At 62.5% G+C, this 25,470-nt stretch carries 30 protein-coding genes; 18 read left to right on the top strand and 12 right to left on the bottom strand.

Annotated elements, in window-relative coordinates; all coding sequences use genetic code 11:
* A partial coding sequence (locus tag KBY72_RS03895; protein ID WP_254993109.1) for a TIGR03943 family putative permease subunit occupies positions 1–348 on the top strand: 348 nt, incomplete at its 5' end.
* Positions 345–1,664 carry a hypothetical protein gene (locus KBY72_RS03900; RefSeq protein WP_254959628.1) on the top strand — a complete coding sequence of 440 codons (1,320 nt, stop codon included), beginning with the start codon at positions 345–347 and terminating at the stop codon, positions 1,662–1,664. The genes KBY72_RS03895 and KBY72_RS03900, both read left to right, overlap by 4 nt.
* Here the strand turns inward: KBY72_RS03900 and KBY72_RS03905 are convergent.
* On the bottom strand, positions 1,650–2,462 hold the full coding sequence (locus KBY72_RS03905; protein ID WP_254930001.1) for a metal ABC transporter permease: 813 nt from the start codon (positions 2,460–2,462) through the stop codon (positions 1,650–1,652). The two genes, KBY72_RS03900 and KBY72_RS03905, sit on opposite strands and share 15 nt — an antisense overlap.
* 34 nt (positions 2,463–2,496) lie before the next feature.
* On the opposite strand from KBY72_RS03905, the gene KBY72_RS03910 reads away from it, so the two are divergent.
* Positions 2,497–2,898 carry a transcriptional repressor gene (locus KBY72_RS03910; RefSeq protein WP_254930000.1) on the top strand — a complete coding sequence of 134 codons (402 nt, stop codon included), beginning with the start codon at positions 2,497–2,499 and terminating at the stop codon, positions 2,896–2,898.
* A gap of 13 nt (positions 2,899–2,911) precedes the next feature.
* On the opposite strand, the gene KBY72_RS03915 is transcribed toward KBY72_RS03910, so the two are convergent.
* Together KBY72_RS03915 and KBY72_RS03920 are read right to left on the bottom strand one after the other, a co-directional pair.
* Complete coding sequence (locus tag KBY72_RS03915) at positions 2,912–3,607, bottom strand: metal ABC transporter ATP-binding protein (protein WP_254929999.1); 696 nt, start codon at positions 3,605–3,607, stop codon at positions 2,912–2,914.
* A 26-nt stretch (positions 3,608–3,633) separates the two neighbouring features.
* A complete protein-coding gene (locus KBY72_RS03920; RefSeq protein ID WP_254929998.1) occupies positions 3,634–4,596 on the bottom strand; it encodes a hypothetical protein in 963 nt (320 codons plus the stop codon).
* Positions 4,597–4,762: 166 nt separating this feature from the next.
* Between KBY72_RS03920 and KBY72_RS03925 the strand changes: the two genes are divergently transcribed.
* From KBY72_RS03925 to KBY72_RS03945, 5 genes are all read left to right on the top strand, one after another.
* Entirely contained in the window at positions 4,763–5,785 is a 1,023-nt protein-coding gene (locus KBY72_RS03925; RefSeq protein WP_254993110.1) for a metal ABC transporter substrate-binding protein, read from the top strand.
* A gap of 152 nt (positions 5,786–5,937) precedes the next feature.
* Positions 5,938–7,407 carry an iron uptake porin gene (locus KBY72_RS03930; RefSeq protein WP_254993111.1) on the top strand — a complete coding sequence of 490 codons (1,470 nt, stop codon included), beginning with the start codon at positions 5,938–5,940 and terminating at the stop codon, positions 7,405–7,407.
* 76 nt (positions 7,408–7,483) lie between these two features.
* Positions 7,484–8,566, top strand: a complete 1,083-nt coding sequence (locus KBY72_RS03935) for a CobW family GTP-binding protein (RefSeq protein ID WP_254993112.1) — start codon at positions 7,484–7,486, stop codon at positions 8,564–8,566.
* 37 nt (positions 8,567–8,603) lie between these two features.
* Complete coding sequence (locus tag KBY72_RS03940; protein ID WP_254959632.1) at positions 8,604–9,176, top strand: HupE/UreJ family protein; 573 nt, start codon at positions 8,604–8,606, stop codon at positions 9,174–9,176.
* A gap of 79 nt (positions 9,177–9,255) precedes the next feature.
* Positions 9,256–9,399, top strand: a complete 144-nt coding sequence (locus tag KBY72_RS03945; RefSeq protein WP_254959633.1) for a hypothetical protein — start codon at positions 9,256–9,258, stop codon at positions 9,397–9,399.
* On the opposite strand, the gene KBY72_RS14395 is transcribed toward KBY72_RS03945, so the two are convergent.
* Positions 9,396–10,013 carry a Crp/Fnr family transcriptional regulator gene (locus KBY72_RS14395; RefSeq protein WP_254959634.1) on the bottom strand — a complete coding sequence of 206 codons (618 nt, stop codon included), beginning with the start codon at positions 10,011–10,013 and terminating at the stop codon, positions 9,396–9,398. The two genes, KBY72_RS03945 and KBY72_RS14395, sit on opposite strands and share 4 nt — an antisense overlap.
* A 148-nt stretch (positions 10,014–10,161) precedes the next feature.
* Between KBY72_RS14395 and KBY72_RS03955 the strand changes: the two genes are divergently transcribed.
* From KBY72_RS03955 to KBY72_RS03970, 4 genes are all read left to right on the top strand, one after another.
* On the top strand, positions 10,162–11,733 hold the full coding sequence (locus KBY72_RS03955; RefSeq protein ID WP_254993113.1) for an iron uptake porin: 1,572 nt from the start codon (positions 10,162–10,164) through the stop codon (positions 11,731–11,733).
* A 124-nt stretch (positions 11,734–11,857) separates the two neighbouring features.
* Positions 11,858–12,904, top strand: coding sequence for an extracellular solute-binding protein (locus KBY72_RS03960; protein ID WP_254993114.1), 1,047 nt, complete (start codon positions 11,858–11,860; stop codon positions 12,902–12,904).
* Positions 12,905–13,000: 96 nt separating this feature from the next.
* Positions 13,001–14,470 carry an ABC transporter permease gene (locus KBY72_RS03965; RefSeq protein WP_254959637.1) on the top strand — a complete coding sequence of 490 codons (1,470 nt, stop codon included), beginning with the start codon at positions 13,001–13,003 and terminating at the stop codon, positions 14,468–14,470.
* Positions 14,471–14,789: 319 nt separating this feature from the next.
* Positions 14,790–15,377: a ferritin gene (locus tag KBY72_RS03970; RefSeq protein WP_254959638.1), complete on the top strand. Its 588-nt coding sequence runs from the start codon at positions 14,790–14,792 to the stop codon at positions 15,375–15,377.
* Positions 15,378–15,403: 26 nt separating this feature from the next.
* Here the strand turns inward: KBY72_RS03970 and KBY72_RS03975 are convergent, their stop codons facing one another.
* Entirely contained in the window at positions 15,404–15,694 is a 291-nt protein-coding gene (locus KBY72_RS03975; RefSeq protein WP_254993115.1) for a hypothetical protein, read from the bottom strand.
* 8 nt (positions 15,695–15,702) lie between these two features.
* Positions 15,703–16,299 carry a Crp/Fnr family transcriptional regulator gene (locus tag KBY72_RS03980; protein ID WP_254959640.1) on the bottom strand — a complete coding sequence of 199 codons (597 nt, stop codon included), beginning with the start codon at positions 16,297–16,299 and terminating at the stop codon, positions 15,703–15,705.
* Positions 16,300–16,507: 208 nt separating this feature from the next.
* On the opposite strand from KBY72_RS03980, the gene KBY72_RS03985 reads away from it, so the two are divergent.
* From KBY72_RS03985 to mscL, 4 genes are all read left to right on the top strand, one after another.
* A complete protein-coding gene (locus KBY72_RS03985; protein ID WP_254993116.1) occupies positions 16,508–17,071 on the top strand; it encodes a hypothetical protein in 564 nt (187 codons plus the stop codon).
* Positions 17,068–18,024 (top strand): hypothetical protein, encoded by a 957-nt coding sequence (locus KBY72_RS03990; protein WP_254959642.1) that lies wholly within the window; start codon positions 17,068–17,070, stop codon positions 18,022–18,024. Before KBY72_RS03985 ends, KBY72_RS03990 begins: the two co-directional genes overlap by 4 nt.
* A 64-nt stretch (positions 18,025–18,088) precedes the next feature.
* Positions 18,089–18,967 (top strand): hypothetical protein, encoded by an 879-nt coding sequence (locus KBY72_RS03995; protein ID WP_254993117.1) that lies wholly within the window; start codon positions 18,089–18,091, stop codon positions 18,965–18,967.
* Positions 18,968–18,971: 4 nt separating this feature from the next.
* Positions 18,972–19,349: a large conductance mechanosensitive channel protein MscL gene (gene mscL / locus KBY72_RS04000; protein WP_254959644.1), complete on the top strand. Its 378-nt coding sequence runs from the start codon at positions 18,972–18,974 to the stop codon at positions 19,347–19,349.
* Here mscL and KBY72_RS04005 read toward each other — a convergent pair.
* The 6 genes from KBY72_RS04005 to KBY72_RS04030 all read right to left on the bottom strand — a co-directional run bounded on the left by KBY72_RS04005 (position 19,329) and on the right by KBY72_RS04030 (position 24,298).
* Entirely contained in the window at positions 19,329–20,297 is a 969-nt protein-coding gene (locus tag KBY72_RS04005; RefSeq protein WP_254942524.1) for a formylglycine-generating enzyme family protein, read from the bottom strand. The two genes, mscL and KBY72_RS04005, sit on opposite strands and share 21 nt — an antisense overlap.
* Before the next feature lie 10 nt (positions 20,298–20,307).
* Positions 20,308–21,810 carry an arylsulfatase gene (locus KBY72_RS04010; RefSeq protein ID WP_254959645.1) on the bottom strand — a complete coding sequence of 501 codons (1,503 nt, stop codon included), beginning with the start codon at positions 21,808–21,810 and terminating at the stop codon, positions 20,308–20,310.
* A 189-nt stretch (positions 21,811–21,999) separates the two neighbouring features.
* Entirely contained in the window at positions 22,000–22,860 is an 861-nt protein-coding gene (locus KBY72_RS04015; RefSeq protein ID WP_254993119.1) for a bile acid:sodium symporter, read from the bottom strand.
* Positions 22,861–22,909: 49 nt separating this feature from the next.
* Positions 22,910–23,290, bottom strand: a complete 381-nt coding sequence (locus KBY72_RS04020) for a YidH family protein (protein WP_254959647.1) — start codon at positions 23,288–23,290, stop codon at positions 22,910–22,912.
* On the bottom strand, positions 23,287–23,682 hold the full coding sequence (locus tag KBY72_RS04025) for a DUF1622 domain-containing protein (protein WP_254942528.1): 396 nt from the start codon (positions 23,680–23,682) through the stop codon (positions 23,287–23,289). Before KBY72_RS04025 ends, KBY72_RS04020 begins: the two co-directional genes overlap by 4 nt.
* 127 nt (positions 23,683–23,809) lie before the next feature.
* Positions 23,810–24,298, bottom strand: a complete 489-nt coding sequence (locus KBY72_RS04030) for a Fur family transcriptional regulator (protein ID WP_396121787.1) — start codon at positions 24,296–24,298, stop codon at positions 23,810–23,812.
* Positions 24,299–24,425: 127 nt separating this feature from the next.
* Here KBY72_RS04030 and KBY72_RS04035 point away from each other — a divergent pair, with 127 nt between their 5' ends.
* Together KBY72_RS04035 and KBY72_RS04040 are read left to right on the top strand one after the other, a co-directional pair.
* Positions 24,426–24,968, top strand: a complete 543-nt coding sequence (locus tag KBY72_RS04035; protein ID WP_254959648.1) for a hypothetical protein — start codon at positions 24,426–24,428, stop codon at positions 24,966–24,968.
* 58 nt (positions 24,969–25,026) lie between these two features.
* Entirely contained in the window at positions 25,027–25,461 is a 435-nt protein-coding gene (locus KBY72_RS04040) for a hypothetical protein (RefSeq protein ID WP_254993120.1), read from the top strand.
* Positions 25,462–25,470: the final 9 nt, after the last annotated feature.

Genomic DNA, 25,470 nt, shown 5'->3' on the forward strand with positions numbered 1-25,470 from the left:
GTGCTGCCGCCAGCCCAGCGCAGCCTCACCGATTGGGTGCGCTTGCTGCGCAGCCAACCCGACCCCAGCCTCTACGCGGGTGATCCCGTGCGGATCAGCGGCTTTGTCTTGCCCCAGCCGGGTGAGCCCCCCCAGCTGGCCAGGCTGCTGGTGCGCTGTTGTCTCGCCGATGCCACCCCGGTGGGCCTGCCTGTGCGCTGGCCTGCCGGCCCGCCGCCCCGGGCGGATCAATGGCTGGCGGTGGAAGGCACCATGGCTATTGAAGAAGGCAACGGCCAGAGCCGCAGCGTGGTGGTAGCGCAGCGAATCACTCCGATTGCCCGGCCCAAGCGCCCCCTGGAACCATGACGGCAACGGGGCAACGGATCACGTTGGTGCTGGCGGCAGGAGTCGCCCTGGCCTTGCTGCAGCAACAACTACTGCTACGACGCCCACCACGGCTGCTGGAGCTGGAGTCAAGCAGCGCCAGCTCCGGTCCAGCAGCCCTAGACCTGCGCTTCAGCCGACCGATGAGCAGATCCAGCCTGGTGGGCTCCAGCAGCCTGCAGCCCCAGCTGGCCTGGATGTGGCTGGGGGAAAGCAACCCCCTGCGCCTGCTGCTGCTTCCAGGCCAAACCATCCCCGGACCATTGCGGTTGCTGCTGGCAGGGGTCGACCGCCGCAACCTGCCCCTGGGCCGCCAGCAGTGGCTCTGGGACCCCCGGCCGCGCTTGCTGGCGGTGGTGCCCGTGGCCGGCGGCGAACAGCTGCAGCTGCAACGGCGCGATGGCAGCTGGCAGGCGCTAACCCCGGTGTGGCCGCAGCTGGCCCAAGTGCAGCCCCTCGGCAACGGTGCCGGTGTGGCCGTGCTCAGTGGTGATGGCATGGGCAGCCACCGTCTCTGGCTGCTGCCGCTGCAGCAACACAACCTGGTGCGCGAACCGCGGCGCCTCTCGGAACCGGTGGCGGGTGGGCTTCAACCCCTAGACGACGCAGCCCTGCTGTTTGCCCACCTGAGTAGCAACCGACGCGGCGACCTGCTGGTGCAATCGTCCACCACCGCCCTGGATCCGGGGAGCACCAGCGTGCGTACCGCCCAGGGGCGCCAATGGCCCCTGCCCCACTCTGCTTCTGGCCCCATGCAGCTGATCCCCGAGGGAGGCGGGGTGGTGGTGCCTGAACTGGAAGGCCTCACCCTGCACAACCTGCCGGGCCAGCCCCGCCGGCGCCAGCTGCTGCCCGGCAGTAGGGAGCTCAGCAGTTTCTGCCCCGTGAGCGGCCGCGCCCTACTTGTGCGGCACTGGCCCGACTACCGGCGCTCCCTAGAGCTGGTGGAGCCGGGTCAACCGCCGCGGCAGCTTTGGATCGGCAGCGAAGCCGTCCTGGCCAGCGCCTGCGACCGGGGTGGGGATCGGGTCTGGCTGGTAGTGAGCAACTGGGCGCAGGGATCCCAGCCCCTGATGCTGGCCCTCGATCGCCGCGGCCAACTGCTCAAGCAACGCTCCTTGAAGGGCTGGGAGGTGGAGCCGGCAGCGCCGATGTTGTTTGATCCCACCCGCCAGCAGCTGCTGCTCACCCTGCGCTCAGGCAGCCACGCCAAGCCGGTGCTGGTGGATGGCAGCAGCCTCAGCCTGCAACCCCTGGCCAAGCCGGTGCGCCTGGCCCTGTGGCTACCCGCTGGCTGATAGGCGCCGGTGCTGCAGTGAGGCCAGGGGCAGCAGGCCCATGCACAGCACCCCGATCAAGGGACCGGGCGGCAGGTTCACAGCTGGCTGGATCGCCAACAGAAAGCCGCCACCGCTGATCCCCATACCCACCAGGGCTGAGCGCCAGAGGGCTCGGCGCAGGCTGGCGGCTCCAGCCAAAGCCACTAGGGCCGGAGCACCCATCAAGGCAATCACCAGCACCACCCCCACGGCGGTCATGGCGCTCACCACCGTGAAGGCCGTCACCAGGGTGAGCAGTAGCCGCAGCCGCTGCACCGGCAAACCAGCACTGGCGGCGCCGAGGGGATCCACCCCCAGATACACGTAGTGGTGATAGCGCCAGGCGAGCAGCAGCAGCACTGCCACCAGGGCCAGCAGGCTGCGCAGCAGGTCGGCAGGAGCGGCGGCCAGCAGATCGCCAAACAGCACCGCCTCCAGATCGACCCGGATGTGCAGCAGGGGAATCAACAGCACCCCTAAACCGAGAAAGCCAGCCAGCACGGTGTTGAGCACCGCCTCATCGCCCCCTTCCCCAGAACGATCACCACGGCTGAGCCGCTCCGCCAACAGGGCACCGGCTAGGCCGCTGATCACCCCACCGAGGCCCGGATCAAGCCGCAGGGCCAGCGCCAGGGCCAAACCCGGCAACACCGCGTGCGACACGAGATTGGCCAGGAACAGGCGCCGCTGCACCAGCAGCAAGGTGCCGGCCAATGGGCAGAGGCCGCCGATCACCAGCGCCAGCACCAGGGGCAGCAGCCACCAAAGAGTCTCCATAGGATCAGCGAACTACGCCCCAGCCACTCTGGCCATGCCCACCCAGGTTGCCGCGTCAAGCGACCGCCAGCAGCTACTGCTTACGGCGTTGCGCCAAGCCGACCGGGAACTCTCCGGCCAGGACCTGCACGCCCTGCTGCGCCAAGGCTCCCAGCCCATGGGGCTGGCTACGGTTTACCGCCACCTGCGCCAGCTGCAGCAGCGGGGCTGGATCCGCTGCCGCCACCTGCCCAGCGGCGAGGCTCTGTTCGCCCCCACAGAGCGCGACGAACACCACCTCACCTGTGTCGACTGCGGCGCCACGGTGGTTCTTAATAACTGCCCCATGCACGACGTGCACCTAGACGGCGGCCAGAGCGCAGGCTTCCAGCTGCTATTTCACACCCTGGAATTTTTCGGGCTCTGCGGAAGCTGTCAACAGCGCCAGGCCAGCTAGCAGCAGCAGGCCATCAACCGCAGCAGTGGTTGCCTACCCGCAGGTCGCCGAGGGCCTGGCGCACTTGCTGGGGGCTGCCGTCGGCGAGCAGGGAGCGATCGAGCACCAGCACCCGGTCGTAGGCGTCGAGGTCGCGGCCCCAGTCGTGGCTGCTCACCAGCAGGGTGAGACCGGCATCGCGCAGCTGGCCCATCACCTTGAGCAGCTGGGTGCGTGAAGGGGGGTCGATGGCAGCGCAGGGCTCATCCAGCAGCAGCAGCCTGGCTGGCTGCACCAGGGTGCGGGCCAGCAGGGCTCGCTGCTGCTGGCCACCGGACAACTGATCCAGGCGCCGGCCCGCCAACCCAGCCAGGCCCACCCGCTGCAGGGCGGCTTCCACATCGCAGCAGCCAGGACGCTTGGCGGCCATCCGCCCCAGGGCCACCAACTCCCGCACAGTGATCGGAAAGTGCCAGGCGATCTCCCCCCGCTGGGGCATCAGGGCCAACTGCTGCCGCGCCAGGGCCAAGGTGAGGGGCACCCCATCGAGCCGGATCGAACCGCTCTCGATTGGCAGCTGACCCTCAATGGCCTGCAGGAGGGTGCTTTTGCCAGCGCCGTTGGGGCCCACCAGGGCGGTGAGCGTGCCGGGCTCGAGCTCAAAAGCCACACCGTCGAGAGCCAGCTCGCCGCCGCGGCGCACCCGCAGCTCACTCACCTCAAGCGACACGCAACACCATCAGGGCAACCGCAAACCTAACGACGGTCGAGCACCAGCACCCGCGCTCCCAGCACAGCAAATACCGACACCGCCGCCGTGACCCCGAGGTCTCCGCCGATCCCCGCCAATCGCGGAGCGAAGCTGAAGCTCAGCAGGGCGAACAGCAGACCCATCGCCAGCAGCAGGGGCACCGGGCGCGGGGCGAGCTGCTCTGGAGCTGTCATGCCGACGAAACTGGCGCCCAGCCAGGCATCACTCAGGGGCACCGGCTCCAGCTGGAGGGCAGCTGGCAGAGCCCCCAGCAGGATGGCCAGCAGCATCGAGGGCAGGGCCGAGCCGAGCACCACACCCAGGCCCAAGCGGTAGCTGAGGGCGTGGGTCACCAGCGGGGACAGCAGTGACAGGATCAGCACCAAGCTGCGCTCGACGGCAGTGAAGGGATGCAGGCTGGCGCCCGAGCCCATCGCGCCAGCAGCCACGGCCAGGCCCATGACGCCAACCACCCCCAGGAATGCGGTGGTGCCAAGCTTGCCGCCGATGCCGCTCCAGCTGTCGCTCAGAACCGACAACACCAGCCCAGCTAGGCCCCCTGCCAGAACAACCCAGGCCGGATGGCCCAGCACCAGCTGGGAGGTCATGCCGGCAAAGGCTCCGCAATACACCGGGGCTGCCACCCCTTGCCAGCGGTGCCTGGATCGGCCTGCCGCCTCCAGCGCTCCACCGGCCGCCCCAACCAGGGCGGTGGCCAGCACCACCGAGGCAGAGGCGCCGCGCGTCAGGGCCAGCACCCCGAGGGCGGCCAGGGCCGCCAGGGCCACTGCTGGCCACTGAACCCTGCCGGCAGGGCCATGGCCGGCATGCCGCAGAAAACCAACCAGCACCAACACGCCCAGCAGAGCCCACACCAGCAGCAGAGCCACGGGCGCCCCCAGCACAAAGCCATCCAGATAGAAGACGAGCAGCACTCCGGCCATCAGCAAGGCGTGGGGCCTGGTCATGGCGGGGGGAACGCAAACCCGTCGATTCTGCGTGGCCCACCGTCCCCGCACCTTCAACAGCCACCCATGCACCATCAGCAGCCACCCCAGCACCAGCCGCGGGCAGCCGGTACAACTTGAGAACCATTATCATTCAACAAAGTTTGGGCCTGGCTGGTCTGTCTCTGTGACGCACCGATCGCACACGCCACTCCGCCTCACCGTTGCTCTGGCGCTGCCTCTGGCCGGGGCTCTGGCCCTGGCCGTCTGCGGATCCACCCCACCCGCCGAAGTGATCGCCGGCGATGGCGTGCTCTGTGACATCACCCAGCGCCTAGCCGCAGACGACCTGCGGGTGCGCTGCCTCTTGCAACCGGGAGATGACCCGCACCAGTTCCGGCTGACACCGCAGCAGAGCCGCGACCTCAGCCAGGCCCAGCTGGTGCTAATCAATGGGTATGGCCTCACCCCCTCCTTGGCTGAGCAGAGCAAGGCGGTGGCGGTGGCCGAGCGGGCCGTCCCGGGGAGCCCCGAACTCAAAGTGCTGCAGGACAGCCAAGGCGACCACCAGGAGGAAGGGCACGCCGCTGGCCACGCCCACGCCGATCTCCACGATCACGGCGATCGGGATCCCCACGTTTGGCACGACCCCGGCCAGGCCAGCGCCATGGTGCAGCTGGTGGCCAAGCAGCTCGAGCAGCTCAAACCCGCTGCCAGCCCCCGCATCACCGCCCGGGCCAGGGCGATGACGACCGTGCTCGGCCAGCTCGACCGCTGGAACCGCCAACAGTTTTCCACCATCCCCGTGGCCCGGCCCCTGGCCAGCGGGCACCGCGCCTTCGCCAGCCTGGCGCGGGCCTACGGGCTCCAGGAGCTGCCCCTTGTCGACTCCATGAGCAGCAGCGACAACCTGCGGCCCCAGGCCTTCCAGTCCGTGGTGCAGCAGCTCAAGCAGGAGCAGGTTCCGATGCTGTTCAGCGAACAACTGCCGCCCAGCAAGGCCCTGCAGCGCATCAGCTCCCTCAGCGGCGTTCCCCTTTCAGCCGAGCCCTTGGTGGCCGACGGCCTGGCTCCAGCGGGCGATGGCTCCGCCAGCAGCCTGGTGGCCACCCTCAGCGCCAACACATGCCTGATCGTGAACGGCCTTCAGGGCCGCTGTGACCGGGCCAGCCAACAGGCCCTGATCCAAAGCTGGCAGGCGATTCACTGAAACAAGGGGACAACAAGGGCGGAAGCGTGGATCGCGACCGGATCGCGACTTGATCAAAACATGAATGAGAACCGTTATCATTCCTGGAGCGTCCCTCGTGGCGGCCTCCTCAAGCCTGGGTAATCAACGGAATGGCATCGATCCGACAACTAATGGCTGCACCGGCAGTCCTGGGCCTGCTGACGCCTAACGCGGCTGCAGCAGCCGAGCTCAACCTTGAGCGCGTCAACCATTACGCGCGCAGCCAGGAGCAAGTCACCAGCATCAGCCAATTCACCGATCTGCGCCCGAGCGACTGGGCGTACCAGGCCCTCAGCAACTTGGTCGAGCGTTACGGCTGCGTGGCCGGCTACCCCAACGGCACCTTCAGAGGTGGGCAGGCCATGACCCGCTTTGAGGCCGCCGCCCTGCTTAACGCCTGTCTCGATCGCGTCACTGAAGTCACCGACGAGCTCAAGCGCCTGATGGCGGAGTTCGAGAAGGAACTCGCCATCCTCAAGGGCCGCGTCGATGGCCTCGAGGCCAAGGCTGGGGAACTGGAAGCCAGTCAGTTCTCCACCACCACCAAGCTCTCCGGCCTGGCCACCTTTGTGGTGGGTGGGGTGAGCAACAACCCCGCCGGTGAGCAGGTCACGTTCAACTACGACCTGCAGCTCAACCTCGACACCAGCTTCAGCGGCAAGGATCTGCTGCGCACGGTGCTGCGGGCTGGCAACTTCGATGGCGATCGCAATGCCTTCGGCGGCGGCCTCTCCACCCTGGAGATCGCCTTCCAGGAGGAGGGCGGCCCCGACGTGGTGGGCATCGACAAGCTCTTCTACCAGTTCCCGCTTGGGCAGTCTCCGATCGGTGGTCAGTTCACCGCCACCCTCGGCGGCCGGGTGGGCCAAGAAGACATGCTCGCCCTCTGGCCCAGCGCCTATCCAGGCGACACCATCCTCAACGCGCTCACCCTCAACGGTGCACCGCTGGCCTACAACAAAAACCTCGGCCCAGGCCTGGGCCTCTGGTGGCAACAGAACGGCTGGAGCGTGAGCGCTAACTACGTGGCAGGTAATGGTGCCGATTCCTCCCAGGGTCTGTTCAGCAGCAGCTCAGCCGGCACCAGCACGGTGCAGTTGGGCTACGGCCAGGAGAACTGGGGCATCGCCGCGCTCTATTCCTATGTCGAGGCCGGTGTGGGTGTGCCGGGTGCCACCCCCTTCATCACCACCGAGATCGAGGCGAACGGCGTCAACACCAATGCCTTTGGCATCAGCGGCTTCTGGCAGCCGGCCGAGAGTGGCTGGCTGCCCTCGATCAGCGCTGGTTACGGCGTCAACGGCAGCTCCGGCTCAGACCTGCGCACCAGCCAGTCGTGGATGGTGGGCCTGCAATGGAGCGATGTGCTGGCTGAGGGCAACAGCTTTGGCATGGGAGTGGGCCAACCCGCCTTTGCAAGTGCCACCCGCAATGGGGCTGCCAGCGAATCCGGCGTGTGGGCTTGGGAGTGGTGGTACCAGTGGCAGGTCACCGACGCCATCTCCGTGACTCCGGCGATCTTCGTGCTCAACAATCCTGGGGGTAATGGGGGTGGGTCCAACCAATTCGGCGCCCTGATCAAAACCAGCTTCCAGTTTTGAGTCGAGCTAACCCCAGCTCCAATGGAATGCAGCAAAGGGTTCCTAGGGTCATCACAGCCAAGCCATGCCCCATTCCATGACCGCCAGTGCCACCCCCACGGGCCTGCCCGTGACAATCCTCACCGGCTTTCTGGGGGCGGGTAAGACCACCCTGCTCAACCACATTCTCAGCAATCAGCAGGGGGTCAAAACCGCCGTGCTGGTCAATGAATTCGGTGAAATCGGCATCGACAACGACCTGATTGTTGCCACCGGCGAAGACATGGTGGAGCTGAGCAACGGCTGCATCTGCTGCTCAATCAACGGCGAACTGCTCGAGGCGGTGTACCGCATCCTGGAGCGCCCCGATCCGGTGGACTATCTGGTGGTGGAGACCACCGGCCTGGCCGATCCCCTGCCGGTGGCCATGACCTTCCTCGGCAGCGACCTGCGAGATGCCACCAGGCTCGATTCGATCATCACCTTGGTAGACGCCGAAAACTTCAGCGACGAGCTGCTGGAGGGCGAGGTGGCCCGAGCCCAGATCGTTTACAGCGACATGCTGTTGCTAAACAAATGCGACCTGGTAGCTGAAGAGCGGCTGGCGGCCCTGGAGGCCCAGTTGCGCGAGATCAAGACCGATGCCCGCATCCTGCGCTCGGTGAAGGGCGAAGTGCCCCTGCCCCTACTACTCAGCGTGGGGCTGTTCGAAAGCGACAAAATCGTTGCCCAGCAGCAGCTCAGCGCCGAGCCAGACCACAGCTCCTGCGACCACGATCACGGCCACTGCGAGCACGAGCATGATCATGAGCACCACGATCACGACCATCACAAGCACGATCACGCCGATGACCCCGACCACGCCGCCATCGAGGGATTCACCTCGTTGTCGTTTGCGTCAGAGGGGCCTTTTGCCCTGCGCAAATTTCAGAACTTTCTCGACAACCAGCTGCCAGCCGAGGTGTTTCGCGCCAAGGGGATCCTCTGGTTCAACGAAAGTGAGCGCCGCCATGTATTCCACCTGGCTGGCAAGCGCTTCTCGATCGACGATTCCGACTGGCCAGAGGGCTCAGGACACAAGAATAAGATCGTGATGATCGGTAAAAATCTCGACCACGCCCAGTTGCGCCGGCAACTGCAGGTGTGCGTTGCCAAAGATCCCGGCAAGGGCTTCGCTTGAGCGGAATACTGACTCAGAGGATCCAGCCAATTTCATGATGTCCACCACCCTGCGCAAACTGGCCCCGGCCGCCGCCGCTGGCCTGGCCCTCAGCCTGTTGTCGACCCTGCCAGCGGGTGCCCATGGCCTGGCAAGCGCGGGCTTGGCCGCAGGAGCAAGCCACCCGCTGCTTGGGCTAGACCACCTGCTGTTGCTACTTGGCGTTGGCGGCGCTGCAGCCTTGGCCGGCCCATCGCTATTGCTGGTGGCCCTAGCCGCTGCGATTGCTGGCGGCTTGTATGGGGCCTTAGGGGGCAACCTGCCAGGCGCCGAGGTGTTAGCAGCCTTGATGGTGTCTGGTCTTGGCCTAGCGCTGGCTGCTCGCCAGGGCCAGCTGCTGGCCGTAGTGCTGGCAAGTGGAGTGGCTATTCACGCCATGCTGCATGGCCAGGAGGCCACAGGCAGCAGCGCAGATCTGCTGGGCTGGTGGCTGGGGGCGAGCCTCAGCTCAGCGGCGGTGGTGGGTGCAAGTTTCGCCGTGATCCGCCAGCTGGCCCCCAGCTGGAGACGGCGCCTGGCAGGTGCCCTCAGCATCGGCGGAGCGCTGCTAGCGCTTGCGCCGTTGGCGTGAGAACCGTCCGAGGCGGACGCTTTTGTTACACAAACACCTCGCTGAGCTAGCTACGCTTAGCAAAGCGAAATCAAACGCCATGACCGAGCTGATCCTTTTCTCCGGCGTTGTCGCCTTGTTTGGCTTGGCTTTTTGGCTCGCCACTGATTCCGATGATGACAACGGTGGTGGCGGCCTGATGCAACCCGTGCTGGTGCCCGTGCGCGTCCAGCGCAGCCGCTAAGCCAGCGTCAGAAACTCCGGTCGGAACAACCAGCCAGGCTGATCAGGGTGATCCCAGAGCTGCCCAGATTGCCGCAGTTGCTGCAAAGCTCTCGTTGCCGTCGGGCGCGTTGAACCGATCAGCTCGGCCAATCGCTCATGAGATAAAGGAAACGGCAGCCAATATCCCTGGCCAATCCTGCAACCGTGTTGCCAGATCAGCGCCTGAAACAAACTTTGTAGACGCCGATCAGCCTGGAAGTGGCTGCGTAGCCGCAACAAACGCAGCATCCAGTCCCCGATCAGATCGTCGCCAAGCCCGCAAACCTCTGGCGAATCACCCCAGACCACCGACAGATCCGTCAACGCCTCCAGGCAAGCTGCACAACCCGCAGGGATCCGAATCAATTGCAGATCACCAGGGCCAACAAAGGCCAGTGTGAGTTCTGAATCAGACAGACGGCCAAAACCACTGATGAACGAAAGTTGCAGCCAGGTGCCCGCTGTGTCAGTTGACAGCAGCACCGATTGAGCGACTTTGATCTCCACAACACATCCATGGCAGAACGCCTGCCTTGCAGCAGCTCGCAACCATGATGCAAAAGCAGATGGCGTTACAAAGGCAATATTGTCCACAGATAACCCTCCGCACCAGGATAGGTGACTTTTGATACCCAGATTTGAATCAATACCAGTCCATCGATGCTGTGGCATCCAATAGAAGTAGCTCAGTTGATTTCCTTCCGTTGGGAATCGACTTACTTACTTCTGTTGTGAGGAGTTCATGAATCCATTCCAGCGCATGCTGCTAGCACCGGCCGCCCTTGGCTTGGTGCTGCCTGCCGTCATCGCCCCCGAAACCGCAGCCGCGGGTGAATTCGCGTCGCTGCATAGCCGTGAGGACATCAGCGCCTACATGGAGCAGCAAGAAATCGACGAACTCAAGGCCTGGCGATCCAAAAATCAGGTAACCAGCGTCAACCAGTTCTCCGACATCCGGCCCACCGACTGGGCCTACCAGGCCTTGAGCAACCTGGTGGAGAAATACGGCTGCGTGGCCGGCTATCCCAATGGCACCTACAAGGGTGGCCAGGCCATGACCCGCTTTGAAGCGGCTGCCCTGCTCAACGCCTGCCTCGACCGCGTCACCGAGGTGACCGATGAACTGCAACGCCTGATGGATGAGTTCAACAAAGAACTCGCCGTGCTTAAGGGCCGCGTGGATGGCCTCGAGGCGAAGGTGGGGACTCTGGAGAGCCAGCAGTTTTCTACCACCACCAAGTTGCGTGGTGAAGCCAGCTTCATAATTGCCGGCCTACCTAACAACAATGCAACAGTGGGTGGGACAGGAGCCGACAAGAATAATCGTCGGAACGCAACCACATTCAACTACGATTATCGCCTGAGCTTCGACACCAGCTATACAGGCAAGGACTTATTGCGGGGCCGTCTTCGTAGTGGAAATTTTACTACCCCTTTCGGCTCCAGCAGCAATATCTTCCATCTTGACAAAGCCACTGGAACAGATTCTGACGTCAGAATTGACCGTCTTTTCTACACCTTCCCGGTGGGCAACGAGGTCAAACTGACAGCAGGTGCTCTGGTTCGCAACACCGAACTACTGTCCTTCCGTCCACAGGTTTACGATTCAGGCCTACTTGATTTCTTCGGTCTGTCGGGCGCTACTGGCACCTATAACAAGGCCACAGGCGCCGGCTTCGGGTTCCAGTGGAAGCAAAATGTTAAGAAAGGAAATCCCTTCCTGACCTTCGACGCCAGCTACATCTCGTCTCGAGGCTTTGGCGATTCCTCGATTGGCGCTTTTAGCGAAGACTCTGGAATTAACGTTACAACCCAGTTAGGCGCCCGTGGCGAAAACTGGGGGGCTGCTCTTGCCTATCGCTACGGAACTGAAGGTTCCCAGGTGGGTCGCGACGGTAACCTGGCTTCCAGCCTGGTTTCTCTAACAACTGGTCAAACCTCTAACAGCGTTTCCATTGGAGCGTTCTGGCAGCCCACTGATGCCAGCTGGATGCCCTCCATATCCGCCGGCTATGGCTTCTCTGATGTGAGTGGTTCTAGCGCTGGCGATATCCAGTCCTGGATGGTTGGCTTCCAGTGGAAGGATGTCTTCCAGAAGGGCAACAGCGCTGGTTTTGCCTTCGGCCAAGCCCCGTTTGCAAGCAATGCGACCTCAGAGCAATCATCTGAAAGCTTCCTCTGGGAGATCTTCTATAAGTACCAAGTTACTGACAAGATCTCGATCACGCCGGGCATTTTCTATGCCCCCAGCTATCAAGCTGCTGGTGGCGACAGCACCTGGGGTGGCGTAATTCAGACCACGTTCCGCTTCTGATCGCGTCACGACGCAGCCGGCGTATCAATTGCTACGCCGGCCCCTTGCATTCATTACGGGGCTATCCGACGGCACTCGACATGATTGAGATAGTCCCGATTCAACCCATCTGACATTGGTTGTTATGCGTTTCAAACTCACCGCCATTCCCACCACAGCTCTGGCCACCACAGCTCTCGCCGCTACCACCCTGGCCAGTGCTATCGGTGTGGCCAGCATGGCCCAGAACCGGCCCCAGGAAGTGAATGTCTACTCGGGTCGCCATTACAACACCGACAAACAGCTTTACAGCGAGTTCACCAGACGCACTGGCATCAAGGTGAACTTGCTCGAAGGGAAGGATGACGAACTTATTCAACGCCTGAAGAGCGAAGGCAGCAAGAGCAAGGCCGACCTGCTGGTGCTTGTGGATGCAGCCCGGCTCTATCGAGCCCAGGAGGCCAATCTGTTTCGGTCAATCTCTTCACCGGAACTCAAAAAGGACGTGCCCGCCAACCTGCGGGATCCCGGTGGGCGCTGGTTTGCCCTGACCCGCCGCGCCCGCCCAGTGATGGTCAACACGGCCGCGGTGAACCCCAAGTCGATCCGCACCTATGCCGATCTCGCCAAGCCCGAGTTCAAGGGCAAGCTCTGTCTTCGCAACCGGGCCAGCGTCTACAGCCAGTCGCTCGTGGCCGATGAACTGGTGCGTCGCGGTGCAGCGGCAACCCAGAAATGGGTCCGAGGCGTTGTTGCCAACATGAAGGAACCCTTCTTCACCTCCGACACCACCATGGTGCGGGCCGTGGGCCAGGGGCAGTGCGGGGCCACCATCGCCAACCAGTACTACCTGGCCCGCCTGCTCAGCGGCGACAACACAGCCGACCGCGCAACCGCCAAGAAGGTGCACGTGGTGTGGCCCAACCCCACCCACGTCAATGTGACCGCCGGCGGAGTCACCCGCAGCTCCCGCAACCCGGAAGCAGCCCGTCGCCTGCTGGAATTCCTCGCTTCTCCCACCTCAGGAGAGGGCTATGCCGCCGCCAACAACGAGTACCCCCTGAAGGGCTGGGGCAACAACACCACCCTCAAGGCCTTCGGAACGTTCAAGGCATCTACGGTATCGATGGAGCAATTAGGTCTGCGCAACCGCGAGGCGGTGCAACTGATGACCGAGGCTGGCTGGGAGTAACGAGCGCTCAAAGCGTTGACGCCCTCCACGACCCAAGGCGCAACATCCCAAAGCCCGGTCCCCTCCAACAGCCGGACCGGGCTCTTTGTGGTTGTCATGGTGGCGTGCGGTCTTGCCTTGCTGCCACTACTGACCCTGCTGAAGGATGCACTGATCAGTGGCGGCAATGCGCCATTGGCGCTCGGATTCGATGGGGCCCGTCAGGTGCAGGGCACCCTGCAACTGGTTGCCGGCGAAGGCCTCCTAGGCGCGATTCTGGGAACGGCCATTGGCTGGCTCACGGCGGTTTGCCGCTTCCCGGGCCGCCGTTGGCTGCGCATTGCCCAGCTGGTGCCGATGGCGTTTCCGGCCTACCTGCTGGCCGCAAGCCTGGTCGACTGGGGCAGCCAGCGAGGGATGCGCATTCACGGCCTGGGCTGGGCCATCGTGCTGCTCACCCTTGCCAATTACAGCTATGTCTTTCTGCTGAGCACCGAAAGCTTCTCGGTGAGTGGCCGGCGCCTACTGGAAGCCAGCCGCAGCCTTGGGGTGGGACCGTGGAGCAGCTTCTTTCGGGTAGCCCTGCCGATCGCCCTGCCATCGATCGGAGCTGGCGTCGCCCTCAGCGCCATGGAGGTGGTGAATGAGTTAGGCGCTGTACGCCTGCTGGGGGTGCCCAGCCTCTCGGCCGGAATCCTTGATCGCTGGCAGGTGGATGGGGATCCCCAGGGCGCCGCCCTCCTGTCGCTGGTTGCATTGGGGATCGTGGCTGTGCTGATCGCCACCGAGCGCCTGCTCCGCCAACGCAGCCGCCGCTGGAATCTTGATGGCAGCGGCGGTGGCGGGCACGTCTGGCCCTTAACGGGCTGGCGCTCGGCGCTCGCCCAACTCCTCTGTGCCCTACCACCACTTGGCGCATTGGCGATTCCAGTGCTCTGGGTGCAGGAGGGCTGGCAAGGTCTTGAGGCCGAATCCATCACCGAACTGGGCCAACTAGCAAGCCGCAGCCTGGGCCTGGCCCTGCTGGCCACCGGCGTCACCGGCCTGGCCGCCCTGCTGCTGGCCATCTCCAGACGCTGGAGCCCCCAACCCCTGGTGCGACAGCTGAGCTTCGTGGCCGGGCTCGGCTATGCCATTCCCGGCAGCGTGCTGGCGCTTGGTCTGATCATCCTGGGCGGCCCCCTGGGGTTCAGCCCGGTGCTACTGCTGCTCTGGGGCTATGGCGATCGCTTCATCGCCGTGTCCAAACAAGGGCTCGATGCTGCTCTGGAGCGAATCCCTCCGAGCATCGACGAAACAGCCACCAGCCTGGGTTGCGACTGGCTGGGGGTGCTGCGCCGCATTCACCTGCCCCTGCTCAGAGGCCCCCTGATGGTGGGTTCGCTTCTGGTGTTTGTTGATGTAGTGAAGGAGCTACCGATCACCCTGGCGCTGCGCCCGTTCGATTTCGACACCCTGGCGGTGCGGGTGTTCCAATACGCCAGTGATGAGCGAGTGGGCTCAGCCATGGCGCCGGCACTATTAATTATGGTTTTTGGGCTGATTGCGGCATTAGCGCTGGTACCAACCCTGGAACAGCACGACTAGTCGCGGCCACATCGGCATTTCCCGCCCTTCCAGTGGGAGCACTTGCTCTGCTTGCAGCCCTTTTTCTTGTCAGCGCTGGGGCCGCGCTGGCCGAGGGGAGAAGGGGCGTCGTTGCTGGGGCCGATGGGCTTGGGCATGGCGACAACCTCTGCGGTGAGGTCTAACTCTTGAATCAGCCTATGGACGCTGATGCCTGCCACGGACGGCCAACAGCGCTGATTGGACGCAGAATTACCTGCTGTTGTGCCATTTGCAACACCTTTCCTTTGAATCCTTTGGGAACTCTGTGGCTACGGTGCAAAAGCTAATCGACAACACCATGGTGCAGTCCACCACCAGCACTACCACCAGCAGCCCCGTGGCCACTGGGCCCGCCGGACGGGCAATGGCCCAACCAATGGATGGCGCCCTGCTGGAGGGCCTGCAGCAGCACCTGACGATGGAACGCCAGGCCAGTGCGGCGTACTGGGCCATGGCGATCTGGTTTGGCGAGCGGGAGCTGCGGGGCTTCTGCCACTACCTAAAGGGTGAGGCGAGCAACGAGCAACACCACGCCGCTCTTGTTGCTGACTATCTAGTCGCCCGCGGCCAGACCGTGCTGCTGGAAGCGGTGGTACCACCCCGCCAGCACTGGTCAGGCGCCGAAGAGGTTTTCTCCGCAATCTTCCAAATGGAGGCAGAGGTAACCAGCTCCCTCCAACAGCTGTATGCCTTAGCGGAGCGATCCGGCGATGTGCGCACCACCGTGTTCCTCGATCCAATCGTTCAGGGGCAGATCGACTCCGAAAACGAGGCCGCCCACCTGCTGGGGCGGATCCTTTTCGCCCAGGGCAATCCCGCAGCCATGCTTGTGATCGATGGGGAGCTAAGCGAAGGGAAGCACGCTCCTGAATCGCTAGCTTCGTAAACCACCAAAGAATGGGGGAGTAAGTCTCAGCAGGGCAAGGGGCGCCGGGTCAGTTCCTCAAGGAACTCCACAGCAAGACTGTCGCGAAGTCCAACGCTGCGGCGCAGCTGGCTAGCGCAGGCCTGCAGCTCTTGGCGACGGCCCTGCAGCTGCTGGAGCTCCCGCTTCAAACGCTGCACCAAGCGCTCCTCCCGACAACGACCTAGATCGGCCATCACCAGCGCGCCGCGGCAGCGCAGCTGATCCATTTCATGGCACAGGCTGGCCACCAGGCTGGCCGATGGCTGCGCGGTGACGTGGGCCAAACGACTGGTCATCGCAGGACTCAGGCCGCAGCCAAAGGGGCGGATTCAACTAATTCCGGTGCCAGGCGCATGCCGGCCTCGCCAACGGGGGCCTCGAGCAGTTGGGCCTGGCGAATCCGCGAAATCAGCCGCGTGGTGGTAACCCGGGTGGTACCGATCAATTCACCAATCCGTTCATGGGTGAGACGAAACGGCAGATCACACCAGCTACCGCAGCGACGACCGAGTCGGCGCACCAGCAGACCAAACAATGCATGTAGCCGCTGATCAGCGCTGCCTAAGTGACGGATGCGCAGTAGCTGCAAGGTCCATTCATTGACGGCATCAAAGCCATCGCCCTGTCGGAGCGTGGCGTCACTGCGGAAACTCAAAGGCGTGAGCGCCTCAACGCAGACGCCCTCACTGCAGAGGCGCTCGGTGCACAGCTGATCCCCCGCCTGCAGGAAAGCCAAGGTCATCCCCTCGGTTTCCTCGCAGGGGCAATAAACGCGAGCCACACCGTCCAGCACCTCAATGCAGCTGCCAGAGGGGAGCAGGGCGGGGTTTAGCAGCACGGTTTGCCCAACCGGCATGCGCACGGCGGTGAGGGAATCGGTTGGCAGAAAGCGAAAACTCATAGCCGCGGCAAGGCTTATTGCGAATGACTCGCAACCTAAACAAGAACGCCGCCTTTTGCAAGCGATTCTCAATAACAACAAGCAATTGCAAGTGAGCCGAGCGCGCGCTCCAGGCCAGCACACTTGCAATTGCGCTTTTTGTCTACTTATTCACCGATGGCATCCCGTAGCGCATGCAAAGTCAGCATTTGTAGCTATGGGCAACAACTTGCGGCCAAAATCCTCGGCCATAGGCATCCTGGAACTGCTTCCCACCGACGTTGGGGATTTTCCCTTCATGTTGAACCGCAACCCCATGTGCAGCCGCATCGGCCTACTGGCCGCTGCCGCGAGCCTGCTGGCGGCAGCTCCAGCCCTGGCCCAATCAGAAACCCTCTACAAACTCGACACCAAGTGCAGCATCAAAGGCGGTGAACCGCAGGCCTGCGTGGTGGAAGCAGTAAACGAGGGCAATGCAACCCTCTACCGGCACAGCATCGGCAAAAAGGTCGAAACGATTCGAATAACCGATAGCCCAGTGCGCATGAGTGTCTGGGTTGACAGCACCAAAACCTGGAAAAACCTCGCCTCAGCAGCGGCCCGCTTCTCTACGAACACGATCTGCTTTAACGGGCGTGACCTGTGCGTGATCAACCCCAATTACCTCAACAGTGTTAAGGAAGATCGCCCTGACTCAACGGCAGGCCGCGACCTGATCAAGGTCCAGTTCGGCGCTGATGGCCGCATAGATCTCACCTGCTACGACGACGGCTGCAAGGGGGTGGGCAAATGACCCGTGCTCTGAACACACCGTGGAGCGGCCTCGGACTGGCGCTGGCGGGAGTGTTGGCCCTACCGATCGGCACAGCGTTTGCCTTCGATCGGTCCATGCTGAATAACGCCATGCTGGATAGCGGCACAGCCCAACTGCTTGCCCGCGGAGGTGGTGGTGGATCCCGTGGCGGCGGCGGTGGTGGCTCCCGTGGAGGTGGCAGTGGCATGCGCGCCGGTGGCAACAGCGGCTTCAGCAATGCCGGAGCGGGCCTTAACCGCGGTTCGACCAAACCAGCAGGTGGCTGGAGCAACAACGCAAGAGTTGGTGCTGGCGCAGGTGGGGCCGGGGGACCTTCCTTGAACCGACCAGCGGCCGTTAACCGACCGGCGGCAGGCACACGTCAGCTACCAGGTGCTGGCCAGGGAGGTGACCGGATGGCCAACCGCGATGGCAATCGCAACCTCAACCGCGATGTAAACCGCGACGTAAACCGAAATGTAAACCGGAACGTAAACCGGGATGTAAATCGCAACTGGAACCGCAACGTCAATATCAATAATGTCAACGTTCGTCCCGGCTGGGCAAGGGCAGGATGGGGAGTGGCGCGGCCCTGGAACCACGGCTGGTACGGCGGCTGGCCCGTCCCAACTTGGGGCTGGTGGGGTGCTCGGGCAGCGGCCTGGGGCGTGGCAACTCTCGCCACTGCAGCAGTTATCAACAACGCCGTTGACAATGCTGTTAGCAGCAATGCCACTTACATTGTGGTACCCAACACAAACTACCAGTTGCTATACGGAACGGTTCAACCATCCGGCAGCAATTCAGTTAGTTTTGTAATGCAGGCCAATGGCAGCAACTACCAACTGACTGCCAACTGCAACCAGGGCACAATCAACGGTCAAGAGCCCAGCAACGCCGAAGAAGCCGAACTGCTAAATGCCGCCTGCCAAGTGGCATACGGATCGGTTTAAGCGGCTAACAAACCATGGATCTGTCGTCCTAGCAGCGGCAGATCCAATTATTTTGATGGCAAAAATGCAAGCCATGCACCGGAGCAAAGCCATACCCATCTTGATAGGGCTCACCCTGGTCGGTGGCCTAACAAGTGAACTACGTGCACAGCCGTCTGATCCCGCTGCCTCCAGCAACCAGCCAGCGCAACCCGCCTCCCCTTGGGCGAGCACCATCGAGCTATATGGCTTTGCGCCGATCAGCACTACTGGAACAACTACTGTCTCAAATGGGACAAGAAACTTCAGTGCCGACACCGATCTAAATCTTGGTGATGTTCTTTCAAAACTGAAGTGGGCCACTTCCCTACGCGGCAGCATCGAAAAGGATCGCCTTGGTCTTTTGGTCGATCTGGATTACGTCAAACTTGGGCAATACGAATCAACGACCGGCCGGCGTGGAATCTTCACGGGGAGCGCTGAAGTCACAGCTACTCAGGGTATTTACGACCTTGCCCTGCGCTATCGCTTTGGGGATCGAGAAGCTGCGGTGGGCAAGCCGGGGCAATTCAGCCTAATCCCCTATGCCGGCATACGCATAATCGATGCCCAGTTGGATGTGGCAGCCCAGATTCAAGGCAGTGGAGGTCGAGTCAGTTTCCAACAACAAGGCAACTTTGGACGCACCTGGGTTCAACCTCTTTTGGGAACCCAGGCTACGATTTTCATGTCTCCCCGCTTACGCGCGTTTGCCCGCGCCGACATCGGTGGCTTTGGGCTAAGTGGATCAGAAGATCTTTCCGGAAACGCCCAAGTTGGCCTTGGCTATGCAGTGGGCAACAACACAGATCTAAATATTTCCTGGCGGTATGCGGGGATCAACTACAATACTGGCGACATTCCCGATAGTGGCTACAGCAGCTATCGAAATGGCTTTGAAATTGGTCTGAAATTCTTCTTCTAATTCAATGAAACGCCGCAGCACTTTTCTCTCAGACTTCAAGGACTTCGTCAACAAAGGCAATGTTGTAGATCTCGCTGTTGCCGTGGTTATCGGTGGAGCTTTTGGCAAAGTAGTCGATGCGGTCGTCAGTCTTGTGATGACCTCACTGCTTGCTCCTGCCTTGAAAGCTGCCAATGTATCGGCTATCAGCGCTTGGCCAGCAGGAGCTGTGATAGTGGCGCTGATCAATTTCATCGTGATCGCCTTCGTGGTGTTCCTGATCGTGCGCGGCATTGAAGCCATGAAGCGTGGCGAACGACCGATCTCCGCTCCCGATCCCCAGGCTCAACTCGCTGCTGCCGCTACCCGCCTGGCAGAAGCTTTAGAGCGTCGCCAGCTCTGAGGGCCTCACCACACAGCGAAAACCCATATGGCCCGTGGAGGTATCAAGCCCCTGGGCCATGCGGGCTGCTGGTCGGTAACGACGGCAATAGCTAGGTGCACATAAATAAGAACCACCCTTAACCACTTTGCGTGGTTGCTCGCCGTGCTGGGAGTGGCTATCGATGCTTGCTTCACGCGCTTTGGCTTGGGCGGCATCGGCGCAACAGGCTCCCGTGCTCTGCTGGTGCTGGCCATACCAGCTATCGGTCCACTCCCACACATTGCCGATCATGTCGACTAACCCATAGCCGTTGGTAGGAAAAGCACCTACAGGGGAGGTGCGCTCGTAGCCATCTAAGCGACTGTTGTGGTGAGGGAAATCACCCTGAAAGGTATTAGCTAGGGGAACTCCACCGGGATAGAGCTCTTCACCCCAGGCAAACTCGGCATTGCACAGGCCGCCCCAAGCAGCCCGCTCCCATTCCTGCTCCGTAGGCAGCTGTTTGCCGCACCAGCTGGCGTAGGCAAAAACGTCGTCCCAGGCGACATGGACCACCGGATGCTGCTCGCGGCGCTTAATCGAGCTGCCCGGTCCCTCCGGATGACGCCAGTTTGCTCCGGCAAGATATTGCCACCAGCGGTAGTGGCTTCCAGGCCCCAGCGGGCCCGGAGGCGGAACAAAAACAATAGATGCCGGCGCCAATCGTTCCTGATTGGCGCCGGGATAGTGAGCGGGATTTGCTGGCTGCTCCGCCAGCGTGCGGTAGCCGGTGGACTTCACAAAGTTCCGAAACTGGGCGTTAGTTACGGGAGTGCGATCGATCCAGAAGCCAGCCACCTCGACGTCATGGGCCGGAGCCTCCTCGGGGTAGTGGTGGTCTGACCCCATCCGGAAGCCGCCCGCCGGTATCCACACCATTCCAGGGAATGGGGGACGACCGGGGGATCGGGCGGTGCCGGCTGACATGGCGGCAGGATCAGGGTCCGCCGACAGTATTCACCATCTTCTCCATCACCTGCTGCAGCGAGAAGCTGGCAGCCTTTTGGCGGGGTGGGAATTCTGCGAAGGTGGCGAGGAACTGGGCCACGTAGGTCTGGGCTGGTACCAGAAGGAAAATGTGATCAAACATCCAGTCCCAATAGGTGTTTGATGTCACATCAGCGCGCTCATAGGGGTCGGTGAGCAGGTTGAAGATCTTGGGTACCCGCAGAGCCGTAAACGGTTCGGCCCAGATCTGGCAAGTGCCCTGGCAGCGCTGCTCCATGAACACAAACTTCCAGTTGTCGTAACGCAGGCCTGTGAGGTCACCGTCGTCGGAGAAGTAGAAGAACTCAACCCGGGGACTCTTATCCGCCTGGCCGGTCCAGTAGTCGAGCATGTTGTAACCATCAAGGTGCACCTTGAAGGTCTTGCTACCGACCTGATAGCCCGCTTTTAGCTTCTCCTTGATCTCAGGCTCACCGGCCGCGGCAAGGATAGTGGGCAGCCAGTCGAGGTGGCTACAGATACCCGAGAAGATTGTGCCTGGAGCGATGTGCCCCGGCCAGCGCACTAGGGCCGGCACCCGATAAGCCCCTTCCCAATTGGTGTTCTTCTCGCTGCGGAAGGGTGTCATGCCGGCATCAGGCCAGCTGTTCATGTGGGGACCGTTATCGGTGCCGTACATCACGATGGTGTCGTCGGTGACACCCAACTCGTCGAGCAGGTTGAGCATTTCACCAATGCACTCGTCGTGATAGATCATCACGTCGTGATACTCCGACTGCCAGCGACCGCTGCGGCCCACATCCTGGGCACGCGCATAGGTGCGGAAGTGCATGTGGGTGGTGTTGAACCAGACGAAGAAGGGCTCGCCAGAGGCAACGGCATCGCGAATGAAACGCTTTGCCTCAGCCATGAATTCATCATCGGCCGTCTCCATCCGCTTACGGGTTAGGGGGCCGGTGTTTTCAATCCGTTGGCTGCCATCACCATTTGCCCAGCAATGCAAAACACCGCGGGGGCCGAAGCGCTCCTTGAAGTTCGGGAAATCCTCAGGCTTGGGATAGTCGCGCAGCTCCGGCTCCTCCTCGGCGTTGAGGTGATAGAGGTTGCCGAAAAACTCGTCAAAACCATGCATGGTCGGCAGATGCTCATCGCGATCGCCGAAGTGGTTTTTGCCAAACTGGCCGGTGCGATAGCCCTGGGGCTTGAGCAGTTCAGCGATGGTGGGATCTTCCGCTTTAAAGCCAGCTTCGGCGCCAGGCAGCCCCACCTTGCTGAGACCGGTGCGGAAGACGCTCTGGCCGGAGATGAAAGCCGCACGACCAGCGGTGCAGCTCTGTTCGGCGTAGTAGTGGATGAAGCGACCACCCTCCTTGGCTACGCGGTCAATATTGGGGGTCTGATAGCCCATCAAGCCATCGCTGTAGCAACTCAGATTGCTTTGACCGATGTCGTCACCCCAGAGGATGAGAACGTTGGGTTTTCCGTTTGGCATGGGAAGCAAGAAGACGAATACGCCTGCTTAAAGGATGGATTGCCTGCAGCACATCGCTGGAAAGCTATGCACTTCTTCACACCCAAATATTCAGACCAGTATTTATTTGCGCAAATGCAAATATTGGCGTAAACGCAAAAAATCAATACCAGGGGCAAATCCGCCAGCTCGATTGCCGTCCAACATATTTCAGGACTGAAGACTGCGCTGCCATCTCAGAAATGGAATCGATAGCAGCACAGTTATCAATAGATACACCAGAATTCCAAGTTTGACGGCTGGCATTTCCGGGGCATAAATGCCAGCCAGCAACAACGCAAGACCCGGGTTACGCATTGATGTTACTAATGCCAGGGTGACCCCCAGGCAGGGATCTCGGTTAGCGAGGCCATAGCCCAAAGCCAGGCTGATCAACACCAGAGCCGCCATAACCGGCAGGGCAATCAGATTGGCGCCCACATAGGTAACCAAAAGCGGCGCCGTTTTCCCGAGCACCACCAACACGAGCAGCAGCAGCAGCCCATTAGCGAGGCGATCGAGGGGGGTCTCTAGTCGGCTTGCCCAGCTGGGCGCAAAGCGCCTCACTAACAAGCCCAGCAACAGGGGGAGCAGCTGAACCAGAGCCACCTGCGCGGCTACATGGTGCGACTGAACCTGCCAACCCTCAACTCCAAAGATGCGGGTGAAGCCGCTCGCCAGCAGGGGAATGGTGATGATCGCCGCCAGTGCTGCGGCCACTTGGAGCAGGGCGGCCAGGATCCGATCCCCTCCTTGCTTGCCTGCCTTGCGCATCAGCAGGGGGGCACTAGGGCAAACAGCCATCAGGGCGATAGAAAATCGAGCCGGCTGGGAGAGGGCCATGGTGGGCGGCAGCAACAGCAACAGCACAGCTGCCACAGGCACGAGCAGGCAGGTGCCGATGAGACCACGCAGCAGCAGACCCCGGTGCTGCTGCCAGCGACCTAAGCCATCGAGGGGCAAGCCCACCCCCAGGGCAAACATGATCGCGAACAGGGTGGCAGTAACCAACAGGGGCGGGGATTGAGCCATCGGAGCAAGGCGCGGAACAGCAGATCAAAAGGAGCAAGCGGGCTAGGGCCTAGCTGCCGGCGCGGGCAGCAATCAGCCCCAGTGCCAGCACACCGATCAAAGTGAGCATCACAGCTGTAGCGGCAGCTATTTGGGGCTTGTCTCGGTAGACGTAGTCGTCTTGATGGAGACGGCGCAGCTCTTTGCGGTATTGGACCGTGGCTCCCGCCATGGCGAGAATCCCGGTGATCGTGAAGGCCGCCGCCACTAGCTGCACTCCCCACTCCACCTGGGCACCTTGGCCACCTGCGGCACGATCAATTGCTCCCACGATCTTGTCTAAGCCGAAGCCAAAGCTGATCAGCGAGAGACAGGTGCGGATCCAGGCCATGAGGGTGCGTTCGGCCGCATCCCGGTTGCGTTGCTTGGCAAGTTCGTTGGTGAGATTCATCGGCGCCCCTCCGGGCTCAGGGATTGATGGGATGCTTCAGCCTCCAAATCACGGGCCAAGAACACATTGAGCAAGGTGCGGATCACGGCCACCACGCCCAATTGCACCAGATGGGCGCCGGTGGGGGAAGTGGAGGTGGCCACGATGTCTGCCCCGAGCTGAAACTCCAGGGCCATCGCCAACCAGCTGCCGAAGGTGAGCCTCACCGCCTGAAAAGCAGTGGAGCCGCGCCGCCGGGCACGCCAGCCCTGCCAGGCTTGGCCCAGGGTGATCAACAAACCGAGCAGCACCGTGCCCAGGGAGAGGGCCTCAAGCACGCTGCGCAGGGCCATGGCCAACGTGGCAAGTCCCTGATCAAAAACAACCAACAAGCTGGGCTCGGAGCTAGGCATCGAAGGCAGCTGGCAAGCATGGATGCATTCGCTTTCCCAAAGCTAAGGAGCACTGCCGCTGCCGTCAGCTGTGCCGACGCATTTGCAAAACGCTGCGCTTAGGGATTGCCTTTATGTGTATGCGGGACTACTCAGCCGCCGCACAGCTGGGGCAGAGGGCCCGGACGTTGAGCACGCACTCAAGCAAGCGGAAGCCATAGGCGCCCGCGGCCTGCTCGCCAGCCTGGAGCACCGCTGAATTTTCAAATTCCTCAGTGCGGCCGCAACGCACACACACCAGATGGTGATGGTCGCGGTGGGCGTCACTGGCCAACTCAAAGCGGCGACCACCCTCTGGGAGCTCCAGCTCCTGCAGCAGCCCCATGGAGCTCAGCAGCCGCAGAGTGCGATACACGGTGGCGAGCGACACCCGCTCCTCGCTGCGCAGCAGGCGCTGGTGCACCTCTTCAGCGCCCAGGTGGCTGCCTTCACCAATGCGCTCAAATAAGGCCAACACCCGCTGGCGCTGGGGCGTCAGCCTCTGGCCGCGATCGTGCAGGCTGGAGCGCAGGCCATCTCCACCGGCGGGAAGGGTTGCAGCGGGGGGCTGGGCTCCAGGGCTGAGTCGGGCGGTCACAGCGGGATCCCGGGCTTCTCAACAATAGGTGCAGTTGCGAAGAGGTGCCAAATCTGATCCTGACGCCCCACAAGGAATGACAGGCCGCAGCGGGTCACCAACACTGCAGGGAATTCATGCCCCTGCCATGACCCACTCCCATCCGCGCCTGCTCGGTGGAGCACTGGCCGCACCCGCCAACCCGACCCGGGCCTCCCTTCAAGGAGTCACCTTCACAGTGAGCAGCAAGGGGAAGGGCTCGGTGCGCCAACTCACCATCGCTACCAGCGGCACCCCCCAGGCCATTGCCCCGATTCGGCAGGAGATTCTCGGCAGCGTCAGCGGTGTGGAGGGGGCCGACCTCGATGCCAACGGACTGCCCGAGGTGTATGTATTCATCACCAGTGCCGGCAGTGGCAGCTACGGCTCGGTGGAGGGTTGGGCCCTGAACAAGGGGCGGCGCTCACTCTCCACGATTCACATGCCGGAGCTCAGCGGGCAGGCGGCCCAGGGCTACCAGGGCCACGATGAATTCGCGGTGGTGGAGCTCAACCTGGCCCGCCGATTCCCGATTTACCGCCCTGGCGATAGCAATGCCAAGCCCACTGGGGGCACCCGGCAGATCAGCTACAAGCTCGTGCCGGGAGAGGCGAGCTGGCAGCTGAAGCCGATGCGGGTCGACACCTACTGAGATGTCGTGCCGAAGGTGGAGTCTGGGTACAGGGATATTCCGCGCCGCCCTGCTGGGAGTGGTGCTCCTGCAGCCCCTGGGGGCCAACGCCAGGGGCGAAAAGCTGCAGGAGGCCATCGCCGCCTTTGAGCAGCGGGGGTTCGTGATCCGCCGGGAGCATCCCCGCTGCGCCGAGCCCCAGCTCTTTGGGTTGTACGTGCGCGGCCAGCGCGAGGTGGTGGTCTGCCCCAGGGGTAACCAGCTGGAAGCCCTGCTGCACGAGGGCTGGCATGCGGTGCAGTCGCTATGCCAGCGCGGCACCCCCCTGCTGGGCAGCGATGCCCTACTTCACCAGCTGGGGCGTCGGGATCGCCGCGAGCTGCAGCTGCTCTATCGCCCCGACCAATGGCCGCGGGAGGCGGAGGCACGCCTAATGGCACGCGAACGGCTGGATAGCTACCTGCAGGCCCTGGATCGGGCTTGCACCGCCGCCGAGGCGCCGAAGGCAAACTGAACCCATCTA

It is taken from the genome of Cyanobium sp. BA5m-21, assembly GCF_024346235.1.
GTDB lineage: Bacteria > Cyanobacteriota > Cyanobacteriia > PCC-6307 > Cyanobiaceae > Cyanobium_A > Cyanobium_A usitatum.